Raw genomic sequence first — 15,930 nt, forward strand, 5'->3', positions numbered from 1 at the left:
GTTGATTTTTATGGTTAGTGGCGCGCCACTTTAAAGCGGTCATCGGTGAGTGCGATCAGGAAACTTTCAAGGTCTGTCATCTCGTCCTGGCTCAGGTGCAGCGGCTTGTTAAGTGATAAGTCCCGGTGGATGCCATCATGTATAACGCTGTCGGGTGAATTATAATAGGTGATTACTTCTTTCAGTGTTTTAAACATACCGTTATGCATATACGGTGCGGTGACGGCCACATTGCGCAAACTGGGTACTTTGAAGAAACCCAGATGGGCGCTGTCTTTTGTGGCATCGAAGCGACCGGCATCTTTTAAGGTAGTACCGTTATAGAGACCGATGTTTTTGAAGCGATCCGCCGTAAAATCTTCTCCCGAATGACAATTATTACAATTGGCTTTACCTATAAACAGCATACGACCACGTATAGCCGAAGGCGTTAGCGCGCTGTCGTTTCCGGCGATGTACCGGTCGTACGGACTGTTCGCCGTTTCCAGGGTACGCTCAAAGGCCGCCAGTGCCTGTGATAAATTTTTAGCAGTGGGCGCGCTGTTAAATACCTGCTGAAAATACAGCCGGTAGCTGTCGTGTTCATTCAATCGCTGCACGGCTTCTTCCACGGGAAGTCCCATTTCATCGGGATTGGCAATAGGTTGCAGCGCCTGATCTTCCAGGKAGGCAGCCCGGCCATCCCAGAAGAAGTTAGGGCGTCCGGAGAGATTGGTGATGCCCGGTGTATTCCTTTTAGTAGCGGTGTGATGAATACCGATGCTGAAGGTCAGGGTATCTGCAAATCCAAATTGCGGAATATGACAGGACGCACAACTGATGCTGCGGTCTTTCGACAACAACGGATCAAAAAAAAGTTTTTCTCCCAACTGGGCCTTACTGAGTGGATCGGCAGAGCGGGGGCTGATACTGAACCCCGCGATGAAAATGCCTGCGCATAACATGCCCGGTAAAATGAATATCATTTTTCTACGCTTCATGGTGGTAAAAATTATGGAGGGCATACGATACCCGGTAGCAACATGGGGGTTGCAAATAATTGGTTGGTAAAAGTTCGTGTTGCTGTAAGGAGGCTGTAAAAAGAAAGGTAGATTGGCATTCCCGGGAACATGGGCCGGATTGCCCATGTTCCCCAGGAATTATTAATGGGGTAGTAAAATAATGAATGGATTATTTGGAAGCTGCTACCAGCAATACATCCAGATCAAAGTCATCATAGATGGCTTTGTCGCCGATACCTTCAAAGAAGCTCTTGGAACCGTATTTAATATTGTATTTGGTACGATCCACTTTAATAGCTGCTTTCGCAGTGAGCTTATTGCCGGCAACCGTTACGGTAGCAGGGAAAGTAACAGGATTAGTGATGCCTTTGATAGTGAGATTGCCGGTTACTTCGTAGTTACCGCCGCCTTTGGAAGTAACGCTGGTAGTAGCAAAAGAAGCGGTAGGGAACTTCTCTACTGCAAAGAAATCTTCACTTTTCAGGTGGCCGAGTAATTTGGCATTGCCGCCTTCATCTTTGATATCCGTTACCAGAATGCTGCGGGTATCCAGGGAGAAGGTGCCGCCTTTCAGTACGTTATTGTCTACTTCCAGTTTGCCGTCAGAAACATTGATGGTGCCCTGATGTTGTCCGGTGACTTTTTTGCCGGTCCAGTTCAATTTACTTTCTTTCGCATCTACCTGGAAAACAGTAGCCTTGCGGGCAGTAGCAGATTTGGCTGGTTTTTCTCCTTTGTTGACAGTCGCAGGTGTAGTGAAAGACATTAAAAAGATAGATCCTCCAATAAAGAACAGAGATGCTAATCGTTGCATATAAGTGTGTTTAAATTTGGTGCTAATTTAAGGCGGACCAGCGGATGAACGTTTACGAAATCGGGAAATAAATGTTAAAGTTATTTTTCCGCAATCAGCTCGTCCAGGTCGTGATTCCATTTGGCTACATAGTCTTTGTAGTATTGGCCGGTAATTTCGCCAGTGTAGCCGGTATGTATTTGTCTGACTTCCCCTTTACGGTCTATGATAATCGTTGTGGGGAAAGCCATCATACGGTTGAGCGCTGGTAATTTCTCCGATGCCACTTTCTTATCAGCAATGCCACCAAAAAGAATATCATATTGTATGTTGTATTTCTCTTTTAATTTACCCAATGTATACTTGGCATATTCCAGGTCATCCTTCTGCTCAAACCCAATAGCAATGGCTTCTACCCCACGATCTTTGTTTTGATTGTACCAGGGGGAGAGGAAAGAAGTCTGATCTGTACAGTTAGGGCACCAGGTACCAATAATTTCTACAATCACCACTTTCCCTTTATACTTTTCGTCACTCAGCGATACATTTTTGCCTGCGAGGTCGGGGAGCGTAAAGTCCAGTTTTTTATACCCTTCTTTCAGGTAAGTGAGCTTGTATGGATCGGGGAGTTCCGCTGCTGCATTCTTATCGGCATCGAAGCGGATGTTGTTGTAAATACCCAGACTGATTTCACCGGTAATAGATTTGTCATCATTTATTTTTCCTTTTATGTAGATGGGGCTGGGGCCGGTGAAGCCGGATAATTCAAATTCATCCCCATGTACACTGCCTTCCAGCTCGCGACTATCGCCCACTACAGACATAATCACGCCGGTGAGCTTATTGCCATCCTGCTTCAGGAGGCCAATACGGTTAGGTGTAGGCTCTTTAGCGGCTATTTTCAGCTCCCATTTACCGCTGATATCGAAGGTGGGCGCGGCTTCTGTGCCCGCTTCAGCAAAGCGGTAGCTTTGTCCGTGTTCCGCTGTAAATGGTAAGGCGTTGCCCCGGAAGTTAGGAACCAGGCTTCTGTATTCACCGGAAATTTTTCCATCAGACTCTATATGAGCCACCAGCGCGGCATCATACGTATTCATTTTAATAAATAAGGAATCGTTGCCCAGTCGTTGTACATGGAAGTTATCACGACGGGTACCATTGATCAGCGTGAACACGGCATGTTCCGGATCTTTTCCTTTCAATTCAAAATTAAAAGGTACTTGTGATTCGCTGAGCGTGAACACACCGCGCCAGATACCTTGTTTTACAAATGGTTTTTTAGGGGCGGCAAATGTATGCTGGCCAAATAATCCTGCCACCAGCAGGCTGGTAAGGAAGAAGTGCTTATGCGTTTTCATGGTTGTATTTTATTGGTTGAACAATGCAAGTCGGGGCCGGTCCTGGTGGGGCGACTAAGCGGTGTTACTATTAAAACTGGTGGTGAATACTGATGGAGTGGTGGCTTTTATCAGCGGTGGTAGCACAAAGATAATAGGCAGTTTTGGTATCACCAAATAAAAGTCTATAAATTTTGTAGACTATTCCGAGAGGCAGAAAGGATAAGGCGGARAGCATAAAGCTATTTTCGCGATTGATCAAATTGAATAGATGTTATTTGCTTTAATCAATCGCGAAAATGCTTTGTGCTTTCTGCTTTCAGCTTTCTGCTCAACAAAAATTGTCCTAAATTTGCGGTTTAAACCTTGCGCTTTGAGCAATTCTGTTTTCTTAATAACGCCGCCATTCACACAATTGAATACGCCTTATCCGGCTACGGCTTACCTGAAGGGGTTCCTGAATACCAAAGGGATTCCTTCCTTCCAGGCGGATCTGGGTATTGAAGTAACCTTGCGTTTATTTTCAAAACAGGGACTGGAACAGCTGTTCGCGTATATTGCGGCCACGCCGCCAGTGGAGCCGTCGGAGAATATCGCCCGCATACTGGTGTTGCAGGACGACTATATACAAACCATTGATGCCGTTATTTTATTCTTACAGGGTAAGAATCCCACACTGGCACATCTCATCTGTAAACGCGATTATTTACYGGAGGCAGCGCGCTTTGCACAACTGGACGACCTGAACTGGGCCTTTGGCTCTATGGGTACACAGGATAAAGCCAAACACCTGGCTACCATGTACCTGGAAGACTTGTCGGACCTGATCATGACTTGTGTAGACCCTCATTTTGGCTTCAGCCGGTATGCAGAACGCTTAAGTCGCTCTGCCAACAGCTTTGACGAATTATACGATGCCCTGCAGGCGGAGTATACCTATATCGACCGTATTTTAACCGATCTCCTGGCTACGCATATGGAGCAGGTACAACCCGCTATGGTAGCCCTTTCGGTGCCATTCCCCGGTAACCTGTACGCAGCATTGCGCTGCGGCCAGTGGGTGAAACAACACTACCCTCACGTGAAAATAGCGATGGGTGGCGGTTTCCCTAATACAGAGCTGCGCTCGCTGGCAGATGCCCGCGTATTTGAATTCGTGGACTTCATCACACTCGATGATGGCGAAGCACCTATCGAAAACCTGTTGCTGTTCCTTGAAGGAAAGAAAACAACGGAAGAGCTGAAACGTACTTTCCTGCTCAACGAAGAAAAGGTAACGTACGTCAACGATAAAGCCACACACGATTACAAGCAGTCGCAGCTGGGTACACCCGATTACAGCGACCTGCTGCTCGATAAATATATTTCCGCTATCGAAGTCGTGAACCCCATGCACAGCCTGTGGAGCGATGGTCGCTGGAATAAGCTCACCATGGCGCATGGTTGCTACTGGGGCAAATGTACGTTCTGTGATATTTCACTGGATTATATAAAGATTTACGAACCCATTACGGCATCATTGTTATGCGACCGGATGGAAGCCATCATCGCCCAAACCGGTCAAAATGGTTTCCACTTTGTGGACGAGGCCGCGCCGCCGGCGCTGATGCGCGCGCTGGCGCTGGAAATTATCCGTCGTAAGTTGACAGTGAGCTGGTGGACCAATATCCGTTTCGAAAAAAGCTTTACGCGTGACCTCTGCCTGTTGCTCAAAGCATCGGGCTGTATTGCCGTTTCCGGCGGCCTGGAGGTCGCTTCGGATCGTTTGCTGGCCCTTATACAGAAAGGTATCACTGTGGCCCAGGTAGCGCGCGTAAATCGCCATTTTACAGAGGCCGGCATCATGGTGCATGCATACCTGATGTATGGGTTCCCAACACAAACGGCGCAGGAAACGATTGACGCACTGGAAATGGTGCGGCAAATGTTCCAGGCGGGCATCCTGCAATCGGCGTTCTGGCATCAGTTTACCATGACGGCTCACAGCCCGGTAGGACTGGACCCCGCAAAATTCAATGTGCAAAAGGAAACCAACGATACCGGCACCTTTGCCAATAACGATATTATGCATATCGACCCCACCGGCGCAGATCATGAAACCTTCAGCTATGGATTGAAAAAGTCGCTGTTGAATTATATGCACGGCGCCTGCTTTGATTACCCATTATCGAAATGGTTTGAATTCAAAGTGCCGAAAACCACGGTGAATCCGGATTTCATCACTACTGCACTGCTGGAAGAGGAAGCAGGCACCGTGAAGCCAACGTCTAAAGTGATATACCTGGGCAAGCAGCCATCTATGGAAATAATTACCAAATCCAAGAAGGGGKCTACCTGGGAAATGTCTTCCTTAACCTTCCAGGGTAAAAAAGAAAAAATGAATATCAGCGTACAGCCGTCACAGGGAGTATGGCTGACAAGCATGTTGCAGACATTGGCAGTGGCCAACCCCAAAACGTATACCCTGCAGGAAGTAAAAGATAGCTATGAGGCAGCCGGACTGGAAGACTTTGAACTTTTCTGGGATAACAAGCCGGTGAATACCTTGCATAAGCTAGGGCTGTTGAAATTGTAGCAAAAAGCTAAAAGCAGAAAGCAAAAAGCTATTGTCGCGGATGGTTATACGCTTTAAGCACTCGCGAAAATAGCTTTTTGCTTTCTGCTTTTAGCTTTTTGCTATACCGGGTTTTTTCCCGGTATCAGACATGCGGAAAAAGTTAAATATTTGTTTCCACTAAACTGACCTAACAATGAGCGATCAAATGTCACTTGCCGGCTACGGTTGTAATAGCCAGGGCCACCTGAATCCTATTCCCGAACAACTGGACTACAACATGCCGTTTACGGGAGAACCGCAAACCTATGGTATGCCTGTTACTGTTGCAGCTTATTTCGGAATGCTGAACAACTTTTATCTGTTGTTAATGAAGTATCCTGAATTGCTGGCGGCTTTCCAGGGGAACTTCTTTGTAGATTTCAGTAAAGCATCATTGCTGCGTATCCTCAGCCAGGAAGGTTGTGAATACATCCGTTTCCACTATGCAGTACCTGGTGCAAATGAAAAAATCACGCTCGTTGCAGAAGGACTGGATGCAAATCAAGACCAGGTTGCCTATTCCGCACTGCTGGATAAAGCTACTACCGGCAACATGTTGCCTGCTGGCGGTGATCCTAAAATTGAAGAGAGAGGAAATGGTAAAGTGCCAACACCTCCATTCAGACAATTGTTTGATCTGTTGAAAGCGCAGGGTTCTCCGTTGGCCACCGCTGACCTGGATGTTGTATTTCCATAATATTAATACTGCTTAAATCTTTGTGCCGATGAACGGATGGGTGTATGCTTATTATGTACTGTTGGTAGCCTGCTTTATTTTAAGCCTCTTTCATTTACAATATAGAGAGGTGAAGATATTGAGCGCGTTGCTGGGGGTATCTATTGTTACGGAAGTAATTGTAGAGTTGATCGGCAAAGAGGGTTTAGGCTTTTTTATTGTATACCATTTTTTTGTGGTGCTGGAATATAGTCTGATTACTATAATACTCCGATCAGGAATCAAGGACTATCGATGGCGATTGCTCATGGGAGTTTCCATCTTCGTATTCGGAATAGTTTCCCTTTTTTACAGCTTTGTATTAGGCGGATGGCGTGCCTTTCCCGGCATCAACATCACCATAGAAAGCTTCCTGGTCATCTGCTGGTGCCTTTTATCCTTTTTTTCCATAACCCCTGAGAGTGAGGCGTCTATATTCCGGCACCCCATTTTTTGGATAACCCTTGCTTTTTTTATTTATTTCGCGGCTTCTGTCAGCGTAAATGCCTTTTATAACCTGCTATTGGAAAATGATACCACAAGGGCCAGGCATTTTTTCGCTGTGTTGAACTCAATATCCAATTACCTGTTGTATATTATGCTGATAAAAGGCGTAGTATGCTTCCGGTTAAACAGGATCTCTTTGTAGCTGTGATGTTTATTTCACTGTTGGTTACCATCATGGGACTGGTGGTTGTATCTGCAGTGTTTAGTTATAAAAAGAAGCAGGATGCTTATTTACATCAGCTTAAACTAATGAAGGAAGATTACGACAAACAGCTTATGTGGTCCCAGATTGAAATGCAGGAACAAGCCTTTGCCCACCTGGGACAGGAACTGCATGACGATATCGGCCAACTGTTAAGCAGCACCAAACTCCTGATCAATGTTACCCAGCGGAGTATGGCGGAAATACCTGATACACTGCAAACCGCAGAAGAAACCCTGAGCACCGCCATTCAGCATCTACGGGCACTATCCAAATCTTTCAGCCGTCAATGGCTCGATCAATTCAGTCTCATCGATAACCTGAAAGCAGAAGTGGACCGGATTAATTCCAGCAGAGCCATTAAAGTAAAATTTACCCATGAACTGATAGTGCTGCCATTACAGGCGGAACCACAAATCATCCTGTTTCGCATCATCCAGGAAGCGATGCAAAACTGCATCAAACATGCCCGCGCACAGGTCATTGATATCAGTATCAGGGCCGCCGCTCAACAACTCATTTTACTCATCGCCGATGATGGCGCCGGTTTCGATAAAGCCGGTATGTCGTCTGTTGGCATGGGTATCCGTAACATGCAGCACCGTACCAACCTGCTCGGCGGAGATATCCGCTGGGAAGTAACCACGGCAGGTGGCACCGCAGTATTGATCACATTACCCCTTGAATAAACGTTATGAACATCAACATAGGCATTGCAGACGATCACCAGCTATTTCTTAAATCACTCAGTTTACTGATCAGCGGCTTTAAAGGCTTCCACATTGTAGCGGAAGCCATGAACGGCAAAGAAATGATCGATAAATTAAGCCACCAGCCCAACCCGCCGGACATTCTCCTGCTGGATGTAAACATGCCCGTGATGGACGGCGCCAGAACAACAGAAGCCGTGCTGAAATTATATCCCACCATTAAAATAGTAGCATTGTCCATGAAAGATAATGACGCTACCATTATCGAAATGTTGAAAGCCGGTTGCTGTGCATATCTCCTGAAAGATATTCATCCCACAGAACTGGAAAAAGCATTACGGGAAATACATACCACCGGCACTTATTACAACGATGCATCTAACGTTAATTATCGCCGGCTGCTGTTACAATCAGAACAAAAACAAACACTCACCGACCGGGAACGGGAATTCCTCAGCCTCGCCTGCAGCGACCTTACCTACAAAGCCATCGCCGCTAAAATGAATGTAACAGAGAGAACCGTGGATGGATACCGGGAAATATTGTTCAATAAGCTAAATGTGCAAAGCCGCACCGGGATGGTGCTGGAAGCATTACGCCGACAGCTGGTCACCTTGTAACCAGCTGCTTATTCTTTCAGCTGCTTAACAGGATTCATTCGGGCCGCTATCCAGGTTTTATATCCTACCGTGGCCCAGGACATCAGCACCGATAAGCCTACTGCCGCTATAAAAATGCCACTGCCTATTGCCGTATGATAATGGAAATCCGACAACCATAGCTGCATACAATAATATCCCAGCGGCGCCGCCAACAAAAAGGCGATACCGATTAATAACATAAACTCACGGGAAAATAGTAACAGGATGCTGCCTACAGAAGCGCCCAATACCTTACGGATGCCCACTTCCCGCGTACGATGTACTACCATAAAGGAAATAAGTCCATATAAACCCAGGCAGGAAATAAATATCGCCATGCCCGCAAACAGTTGGAACAACCGGGAGGTAATCACTTCAGACTGATAATAATCACTGATCCGCTGATCCAGGAAGGTAAGGTCGTACATATAAGAAGGGTAGATGCCGGTGAAGGTTTGCTCTACCGTTTTCAACGTGGCCATCATTTTCTCCGGTTCCAATCGCAGGGCCACAAATTCGTAACCATCTTTTTGCGGTCCCATAAACATAGGAACAATGGCCTCATGCAGGGATTTATTGTTGAAGTCATGAAATACGCCCACAACAGGATACTTCGTGTCGCCGAGGGTAAGGGTTTTGCCAATGATGGCCTCCGTAGAAGAAAGCCCCAGTTTTTTTACCGCCGTTTCATTGACAACAATTTCCCTTAAAGTGTCACTGGCATAAGGCGCTCTGCCTGCCATCATCCGAATGTCAAAAGTGGAATAGAAGCCGGTATCCACCGCTTTCGCCGAAATCCGGAAAGATTGTTTTACCGGGTTGGTATCAAAATAAAAATCCTGTTGAAAGTCCCTGTCGGAAGAAGGGGCCTCCCCACAAAGACTGGTCGCCAGCACACCAGGTATTGCCGCCAAACGATTCAGCATATAATCGTATTTCAATTTCATGGTGCTATCGCTCGGCAAATTAATCAACACCACCGCATCTTTGGCGAATCCCATCGACTGCTGCTTTACATATCGCATTTGCTTTACCACCACCAGTGTACCGATGATCAGCAGCTGCGCAATCATAAACTGAAATACCACCAATCCCCGGCGTAGAGAAGCCCCTCCGGCTGATTGGGTGCTGATCCTGCTTTTAATGGCCAACACCGGGTTAAAGCCGGATACGACTGTTCCCGGATAAAATCCCGCCAGAAAAGTCACCGCGATGGTACAAAGTATCAGCGTAATCCAAACATCCGGTTTCGCGAGGAATGTCAGTTGTAACGGTATATTGATCAGGGTACTGATATTAGATATGGTGACTGCTACCACTGTCACTGCAATGACTACCGCTATCACCGTGATCAGCGCAGTTTCCATCAGAAATTGAGAAAGCAGTTGCAGCCGGTTACTACCCAATACTTTTCTAACGCCTATTTCTTTCGCGCGACTGACAGACAACGCAGTAGCCAGGTTAATGAAGTTGATACAGGCCACCAGCAAGAGGAAAATACCAATCAATCCCAATGCCCATAGCTCTTTTGAGGTAAGTGGCGCCGACACAAAATTGGGGTAGTTCTTGTCCAGGTGCATCGCCGCCACCGGTTGTAGTCGAAGCTGTACCCGCTGTGTAGGCTGATCTTTATAATGCGTATTCACGAAAGCTGGCAGCGCTGCAGTAACGGCAGCTACCTGCGCTTTGTTTTTGAGGAGAACAAAACATTTGTGCCAGCTGCGTATAGGGTCCCATAAGGTAGGATCGGAAAATGCATCTGGTACTAACTTCCTGACGGTAGCCAGGGAAATGCCCAGTTTTATGGGTATGTCGGTGTTTGCTGGCAGATCTTTAAATACGCCGCTTACCTGTAACGGTATCCGGTAGGACCACATCTGTATGGTACTGCCTACTGCTTTATTAATGTCGCCAAAATACGCTTTGGCAATACTGGCGGAAATGACTACGGTGTTTGGTGCAGATAATGCATCTGCATTACCAGCCAGCCAGGTATAATCAAAAATGCTATATAGGCTGGGGGTGGTAAAGAAAATACCAGATTGCTTGATTCGCTTCTCCGCCGCGCCACCAGCGCCGGGTACGTATATCTGTGCATCGCCCGTTTGGGAAATAGCAGCGGTGTTTTCCAGTATGGGAAGCTCCGCTTTTATCCGATCCTCAAATAATGGAGGCACGCTGCTCAGCCGGTCAGACACCTCTCCATTACTCTTCTTAATAACGTCAGTGGTTATACGATAAATATTCCCGGCGTTACGATGATAAGTGTCATAACTGTTTTCATACCGGATCACCAAAAAAATAACGAGTGCCGCAGCAATGCCTGTGGCTAGTCCTGCTATATTCAGAACGGCAAAGGTTTTTTTCCGGGTAATGCTGCGAAAAGCTGTTTTCAGGTAGCTGTTTATCATAATGGAAAGATAGCTTACAAAAAGCAGGTCAAAAATATAATGTATTCATATTCAATTTATAAACGGTGTGATGAGGAGGGCTGGGCGTCCGGTTACGGACAATGGATACCGATTCCGGACACTTGTTTAAACCATTCCACCGGTTTCACCGCTTTAACCCTGCCTTTTACCGCTTTTTCTCCCCGCTTGGCCTTTTTGGATACCGGCAGTCGTCCCTGATGTAGTACTTTCGGACGGTCAATATAAAACTAAATCTGCCGAGATGAACAATCTACCACCGTTGCCCGATACCATCCTGGAGGTGAATCAGCTAAACGTGCGCTATGGCGCTTTTCAGGCGGTAAAAGACGTTTCCTTTGCGGTACAGGGAGGCGAAATATTCGGGTTGCTCGGACCTAACGGCGCCGGCAAAACGAGCACACTCAGTGCAATAGAAGGACTACTTCGCCCGGTATCAGGAACGATTACTGTATCTGGATTTAATGCACAGGAAAAACCGTTGCATGCCCGCGCCAATATGGGAGTACAATTGCAGGCCACCAGTTTCCAGCCCGAACTCACCATCTCAGAAATTATTCGCCTGTTTGCCAGCATTTATGGCGTAGATCTCAACGAGGAAAAGGTCCGGCAAAAGCTGGAGGAAATTGGTCTGGAAGCAGCGGCAGACAAGAAAATTGCGCAGCTCTCCGGCGGCCAGCAACAACGGGTATCACTGGCTATTTCTACTATCCACGATCCGCAGCTGATATTGCTCGATGAGCCCACCACCGGATTGGACCCGCAGTCGCGGCGACAACTATGGGAACGGATTGAACACTTCCGTAACAAGGGACATGCCGTGCTGCTGACCACCCATTCTATGGAAGAAGCGGAGGCGATCTGCGATCGCATCGCCATCATCGACCATGGCCGCGTTATCGCGATAGATACGCCGGAAGCATTGATAGATAAGCATCGTCAGGACCCAGAGGTACTAAAAGTAGTACGCAAGGGAAAAGTAACCCTGGAAGATGTATTCATTGGATTAACTGGTACGGCTGTTCGCCCCTGATAAAATGCTTAACATGCAAACAAGAATTCCTAAAAATTCCGTAGTGATGTCTGCGTTATTGCGGGCCGATTTTACCACCTTATGGCGCAATCGCCGGTCTTTTCGGCTGGTATTGATTGTACCACTGATTATATTAATTTCCTGGAAAGGACTCGTTGATAAACTGGGCGGCGTATTTGTGTTGTCGTCCTGCATTACCATTGGGCTCACGAGCATTGGACTGATGGGTTATTCCAACAGCGTTGCGCGCGACCGCGACAAGGGCGTGTTTCAGCGGTTGCGGGTTGGCCCGGTGTCGACATGGACCATTATGCTTAGCCGGATTACCGTGCAAATCGCGATGATTATGCTGATGACGGTATTGATTTTTGTAGTAGGATATTTTGTGGATCACATACAGATGTCGCCGGCTGGTTATGCCGCAGGACTGCTGATGGCGATGCTGGGTGGTGCCGTATACCTGGGTTTGGGACAGGCCATTGTAGCGCTGATCAAAAATCCGGATACCGTAAATTCTACTACGCGACTGGTATACTTTGTTTTTATAATGATAGGAATGTTTGGTGAATTTGGGGTGTTGGGAGACGTGATCAAAAAGTTAGTGACCTGGTCGCCATACGGGGTGGTGCGGCAAATCCTGGCGGGAAGCCTGGAGCCGGCTACCTGGCAGCTGGATACTACTTATGCATTGCTGGCTTCCATTGGCTATACGCTCCTTTTTGTGATAGTGGGTGTGAAGTGGTTTAAATGGGAGAGTAAGTAGTGAGAAAGGTATTTTAGGGAGATGGATACTTATTCCATCTCCCTGAAATATTAGATCTATGGCTTCGTTACTTTCATTTTTGAGTCAATGAACTCCCATTCGTTGAGATGCGCATTACGGTGCTCTTTTTTTACAATAGCGTCAAAAGCGGGCAGCATGGCGGTATGTGCCGCTGCCACATCATGATTTTCTGCGGGATCGGTACTCAAATCATATAATTCCCACGCAGCATCCGGATTTTTCTTCAATCCGTTTTTAATCGCTTTCCATTGTCCCATGCGAATGGCTACTGCGCCACCTTTTTCCGGATATTCAAAATACAGGTATTTACGATCGGCTTGTAACTGATGCTTGCCCATCATTTCCGGCAACAGGGAAATGCCATCATTGGCAGGTGGCCGAATGCCGGCGATATCCGCAAATGTGGCCATCATATCATATTGTACGCCGGGAAGCTCCGACGTTTTTCCGGCAGGAATTTTACCCGGCCATCTGGCAATGAGTGGTTCCCGGATACCGCCTTCGTAAAGGTCCATTTTAAGCCCTCTGAGGCCCCCGGCGCTGTTAAAGAAGGTAGCGTCCACACCGCCATTGAAAGTAGGCCCGTTATCGCTGGAAAACATAATGACGGTATTGTCGTCCAGTCCCATGCTGGCTACAAGGTTCATGATAATACCAATCTGTGTATCGAGGTAGGTGATCATGGCGGCGTAGGCAGACCGTGGATATTTATGTGGCGTATATCCTTGCTGGCCGTAGTAGGGCTGTTCATTGAACTGGCCCAGGTAGTGTTGCACGGCGCTGTCGGGTACCTGTAAAGAAATGTGTGGGATAGTATAGGGGAGATATAGGAAGAAGGGTTTCGCGCCATGGCTTTTGATAAACTGGGTCGCTTTCTTCGTCATCTCATCTACGGCATAATCCTTTCCTTTGAACTGGTCAAAGTCTTTGTCGGTAGCAGTGGCAGGCGAGAAGGTCTGGTGTACATTTACCCAGGTGTTTCGTAAGCTGTCCGCTTTACCATTTTCCCAGAGATGGGTAGGGTAGTAGTTATGCGCCTGTTTTTGATCCAGGTAGCCGTAGAAATAGTTGAAGCCCTGTTTGTTGGGATCGCCGGTGCTGTATTGCATGCCCAGTCCCCATTTGCCGACAGCTGCGGTGGTATATCCGGCTTGCTGCAGCATTTTTCCTACGGTGATGGTGCCTTCCGGTAAAGGCATTTGTCCGCCTTCGAGTGAATCCGCAAAGCCGCCCATTTCGTAGTTTCCGCGGATGTAAGCATGTCCGCCATGCCGCCCGGTGAGCAGCATACAGCGGGCGGGCGCGCATACGGGGGTGCTGGTATAAAACTGGTTGAAGTGAATACCTTCTGCCGACAGCCGGTCCAGGTTAGGTGTCTTTATTTTCTGTTGCCCGTAGGGGCCGGTTTCTCCGTAACCCAGGTCATCTGCATAGATGAAGATGATGTTGGGTTGTTGCCGGTTCACTGTCTTTTTTTGCTGCTGCGCCACACTGTTCATGGCCGTAAGGCCGGCCAGCGCTAGCAGGAGAATACTTCTTGCCATAGCCATCAAAATATTTGTGCGGAAGATAAACACGTTATGGCAGAATGTTGATAGGGGCGGCATTTATTGCGCAAGCGTTTGCGTACAGATAATCACTTCATCAATGCGGTGATGATCCATTTTTCTGATTTCAAAAGTTACCTGATTCAGCATTACTTTTTCACCTGCCGCAGGAATATGTTTAAGTTTGTCGATTAGTAACCCCGCTATGGTAACATCTTCCATTTCATATTCCCGTAACCATTCGTAGTTCAGGGTTTCACGGATATAGCTGAGTTTCGTATAGCCGTAAGTCAGCCAGCTTTTATCCGGCTGTTGCACCAGAAAACGTTCGGTGGCATTGAATCCTGGCAGGCTGCCACCGAGTAATCCGGATACAATGTCGTGGTAAGTGATTACGCCCTCACAGGCGCCGTATTCATTCACCACAATACCCATGTTGGTGTTTTCCTTTCGCAGCTGCTGGAAAATATCATATACTTCCTGGTTGCCCGACAGGAAGGAAATAGGCGACATAATATCTGTAATGGCTTTGTCGGGGTACAGGAGAAAGTCTTTCGCACCCAGTGCACCCAGCATTTCCCGTTTGTCGTTGGCTATAGGAAAGGTGCGGTGTATACTACGTTTAATCGTTTCCGTTATTTCTTCCCGGCTCATTTTTTCCTGTACAAAGGTAATCATGGTAGCGGGTGTCATAATATTTTCCGCGGTGAGGTCATAGGCAGAGAAGAGATTTTTGTGCAGGGTAAATTCTCCTTTGTCAATCAACCCTTGCTTGTAAGCGGTGGTGAGCATACTGCGTATATCGTTCTCCGTTAGTTTCTCTTCCCGGATGGTATTAATGGAAAATAGTCCGAGGATAAGCTTAGTACTGGCGGTGAGCAGTTTGATAAAAGGGTAGGTGATTTTGGAGAAGATCATCATGGAAGGTGTGATCAGTATAGATACTTTCAGCGGATTCACGAGTGCCAGCGTTTTAGGAATCAGCTCGCCGATAACGATGGTCAGATAGGTAATACTGCCCACGCCTGCGAGCAGGGCGGTTAAGTGCGCCCAGGAGCTATGCATGCCCCAACGAATGAAAACGGGTTCAAGCCAGGCGGCCATCAGATCGCCTCCGTATATCCCTTCCAGTATGCCCACCAGCGTAATACCTACCTGTACCGCGCTGAGGAATTCATCCGGTTCTTTGATCAGTTGTAATACGCTCAGTGCTTTCTTGTTACCGTTATCCGCCTGTTGTTGCAGCAGATTTTTGTCGACCGATATCAATCCAATCTCCGCAACAGAGAAGTAAAAGTTGAGTGCAATGAGTATGAGTATGATGATAATAGAAGTCATAAGGAGCAAGCTTTTCAGAAGGATAACAACCCGAAGTGTTGATTGTTTATAGAACGGTATACTGAAAAAATATTGCAGTGAAAATTTGGAAAAATGAAATGGGTGTGTATCTTTGCAACCCCTGACACGATATCAGTTGCCCAGATGGCGAAATTGGTAGACGCACTGTGTTCAGGTCGCAGCGCCCGCAAGGGTGTGCTGGTTCGAATCCAGTTCTGGGCACGATAAAAGGTTGTAGACGATTGATCTACAACCTTTTTTATTTCCACGAGTGTCAAAAAACCACGCTTTTTAGTG

General features: G+C 47.1%; 13 protein-coding genes and 1 tRNA gene. 8 read left to right on the forward strand and 6 right to left on the reverse strand.

Going from position 1 to position 15,930, the window contains the following annotated elements:
• Positions 1 to 14: 14 nt before the first annotated feature.
• The 3 genes from AC1DFM_RS22115 to AC1DFM_RS22125 all read right to left on the reverse strand — a co-directional run bounded on the left by AC1DFM_RS22115 (position 15) and on the right by AC1DFM_RS22125 (position 3,152).
• A complete protein-coding gene (locus tag AC1DFM_RS22115; protein ID WP_477078935.1) occupies positions 15 to 980 on the reverse strand; it encodes a cytochrome-c peroxidase in 966 nt (321 codons plus the stop codon).
• Between the two features lie 190 nt (positions 981 to 1,170).
• Positions 1,171 to 1,815 carry a YceI family protein gene (locus AC1DFM_RS22120; RefSeq protein ID WP_477078936.1) on the reverse strand — a complete coding sequence of 215 codons (645 nt, stop codon included), beginning with the start codon at positions 1,813 to 1,815 and terminating at the stop codon, positions 1,171 to 1,173.
• An 80-nt stretch (positions 1,816 to 1,895) separates the two neighbouring features.
• Complete coding sequence (locus tag AC1DFM_RS22125) at positions 1,896 to 3,152, reverse strand: peroxiredoxin family protein (RefSeq protein ID WP_477078937.1); 1,257 nt, start codon at positions 3,150 to 3,152, stop codon at positions 1,896 to 1,898.
• Positions 3,153 to 3,504: 352 nt separating this feature from the next.
• Here AC1DFM_RS22125 and AC1DFM_RS22130 point away from each other — a divergent pair, with 352 nt between their 5' ends.
• The 5 genes from AC1DFM_RS22130 to AC1DFM_RS22150 all read left to right on the forward strand — a co-directional run bounded on the left by AC1DFM_RS22130 (position 3,505) and on the right by AC1DFM_RS22150 (position 8,481).
• On the forward strand, positions 3,505 to 5,706 hold the full coding sequence (locus tag AC1DFM_RS22130) for a B12-binding domain-containing radical SAM protein (RefSeq protein WP_477078938.1): 2,202 nt from the start codon (positions 3,505 to 3,507) through the stop codon (positions 5,704 to 5,706).
• A gap of 175 nt (positions 5,707 to 5,881) precedes the next feature.
• Entirely contained in the window at positions 5,882 to 6,424 is a 543-nt protein-coding gene (locus AC1DFM_RS22135; RefSeq protein WP_477078939.1) for a hypothetical protein, read from the forward strand.
• Positions 6,425 to 6,452: 28 nt separating this feature from the next.
• On the forward strand, positions 6,453 to 7,091 hold the full coding sequence (locus AC1DFM_RS22140) for a hypothetical protein (protein ID WP_477078940.1): 639 nt from the start codon (positions 6,453 to 6,455) through the stop codon (positions 7,089 to 7,091).
• Positions 7,061 to 7,840 carry a sensor histidine kinase gene (locus tag AC1DFM_RS22145; RefSeq protein WP_477078941.1) on the forward strand — a complete coding sequence of 260 codons (780 nt, stop codon included), beginning with the start codon at positions 7,061 to 7,063 and terminating at the stop codon, positions 7,838 to 7,840. The genes AC1DFM_RS22140 and AC1DFM_RS22145 overlap by 31 nt, the downstream gene beginning before the upstream one ends.
• A 5-nt stretch (positions 7,841 to 7,845) precedes the next feature.
• Positions 7,846 to 8,481: a response regulator gene (locus AC1DFM_RS22150; RefSeq protein ID WP_477078942.1), complete on the forward strand. Its 636-nt coding sequence runs from the start codon at positions 7,846 to 7,848 to the stop codon at positions 8,479 to 8,481.
• 8 nt (positions 8,482 to 8,489) lie between these two features.
• Here the strand turns inward: AC1DFM_RS22150 and AC1DFM_RS22155 are convergent, their stop codons facing one another.
• Positions 8,490 to 10,913 carry an ABC transporter permease gene (locus AC1DFM_RS22155; RefSeq protein WP_477078943.1) on the reverse strand — a complete coding sequence of 808 codons (2,424 nt, stop codon included), beginning with the start codon at positions 10,911 to 10,913 and terminating at the stop codon, positions 8,490 to 8,492.
• 262 nt (positions 10,914 to 11,175) lie between these two features.
• Here AC1DFM_RS22155 and AC1DFM_RS22160 point away from each other — a divergent pair, with 262 nt between their 5' ends.
• Both AC1DFM_RS22160 and AC1DFM_RS22165 read left to right on the forward strand, forming a co-directional pair.
• The gene (locus tag AC1DFM_RS22160) at positions 11,176 to 11,964 is read left to right on the forward strand and encodes an ABC transporter ATP-binding protein (protein ID WP_477078944.1); all 789 of its coding nucleotides are present in this window, start codon (positions 11,176 to 11,178) and stop codon (positions 11,962 to 11,964) included.
• 13 nt (positions 11,965 to 11,977) lie between these two features.
• Positions 11,978 to 12,727: an ABC transporter permease gene (locus tag AC1DFM_RS22165; protein WP_477078945.1), complete on the forward strand. Its 750-nt coding sequence runs from the start codon at positions 11,978 to 11,980 to the stop codon at positions 12,725 to 12,727.
• Between the two features lie 56 nt (positions 12,728 to 12,783).
• Here the strand turns inward: AC1DFM_RS22165 and AC1DFM_RS22170 are convergent, their stop codons facing one another.
• Together AC1DFM_RS22170 and AC1DFM_RS22175 are read right to left on the reverse strand one after the other, a co-directional pair.
• On the reverse strand, positions 12,784 to 14,292 hold the full coding sequence (locus tag AC1DFM_RS22170; protein ID WP_477078946.1) for an arylsulfatase: 1,509 nt from the start codon (positions 14,290 to 14,292) through the stop codon (positions 12,784 to 12,786).
• 63 nt (positions 14,293 to 14,355) lie between these two features.
• Positions 14,356 to 15,633: a hemolysin family protein gene (locus tag AC1DFM_RS22175; protein WP_477078947.1), complete on the reverse strand. Its 1,278-nt coding sequence runs from the start codon at positions 15,631 to 15,633 to the stop codon at positions 14,356 to 14,358.
• Positions 15,634 to 15,771: 138 nt separating this feature from the next.
• Here AC1DFM_RS22175 and AC1DFM_RS22180 point away from each other — a divergent pair.
• Positions 15,772 to 15,855, forward strand: a tRNA-Leu gene (locus AC1DFM_RS22180).
• Positions 15,856 to 15,930 lie beyond the last annotated feature (75 nt).

It is taken from the genome of Chitinophaga sp. 05T412 (assembly GCF_056396465.1).

Bases quoted from the DNA above. Each gene is read 5' to 3' on its own strand.
- AC1DFM_RS22140 (WP_477078940.1), top strand. From the start codon at position 6,453: ATGAACGGATGGGTGTATGCTTATTATGTACTGTTGGTAGCCTGCTTT.
- AC1DFM_RS22170 (WP_477078946.1), bottom strand. From the start codon at position 14,292: ATGGCAAGAAGTATTCTCCTGCTAGCGCTGGCCGGCCTTACGGCCATG.
- AC1DFM_RS22175 (WP_477078947.1), bottom strand. From the start codon at position 15,633: ATGACTTCTATTATCATCATACTCATACTCATTGCACTCAACTTTTAC.
- AC1DFM_RS22155 (WP_477078943.1), bottom strand. From the start codon at position 10,913: ATGATAAACAGCTACCTGAAAACAGCTTTTCGCAGCATTACCCGGAAA.
- AC1DFM_RS22135 (WP_477078939.1), top strand. From the start codon at position 5,882: ATGAGCGATCAAATGTCACTTGCCGGCTACGGTTGTAATAGCCAGGGC.
- AC1DFM_RS22165 (WP_477078945.1), top strand. From the start codon at position 11,978: ATGCAAACAAGAATTCCTAAAAATTCCGTAGTGATGTCTGCGTTATTG.
- AC1DFM_RS22160 (WP_477078944.1), top strand. From the start codon at position 11,176: ATGAACAATCTACCACCGTTGCCCGATACCATCCTGGAGGTGAATCAG.
- AC1DFM_RS22145 (WP_477078941.1), top strand. From the start codon at position 7,061: ATGCTTCCGGTTAAACAGGATCTCTTTGTAGCTGTGATGTTTATTTCA.
- AC1DFM_RS22120 (WP_477078936.1), bottom strand. From the start codon at position 1,815: ATGCAACGATTAGCATCTCTGTTCTTTATTGGAGGATCTATCTTTTTA.
- AC1DFM_RS22150 (WP_477078942.1), top strand. From the start codon at position 7,846: ATGAACATCAACATAGGCATTGCAGACGATCACCAGCTATTTCTTAAA.
- AC1DFM_RS22125 (WP_477078937.1), bottom strand. From the start codon at position 3,152: ATGAAAACGCATAAGCACTTCTTCCTTACCAGCCTGCTGGTGGCAGGA.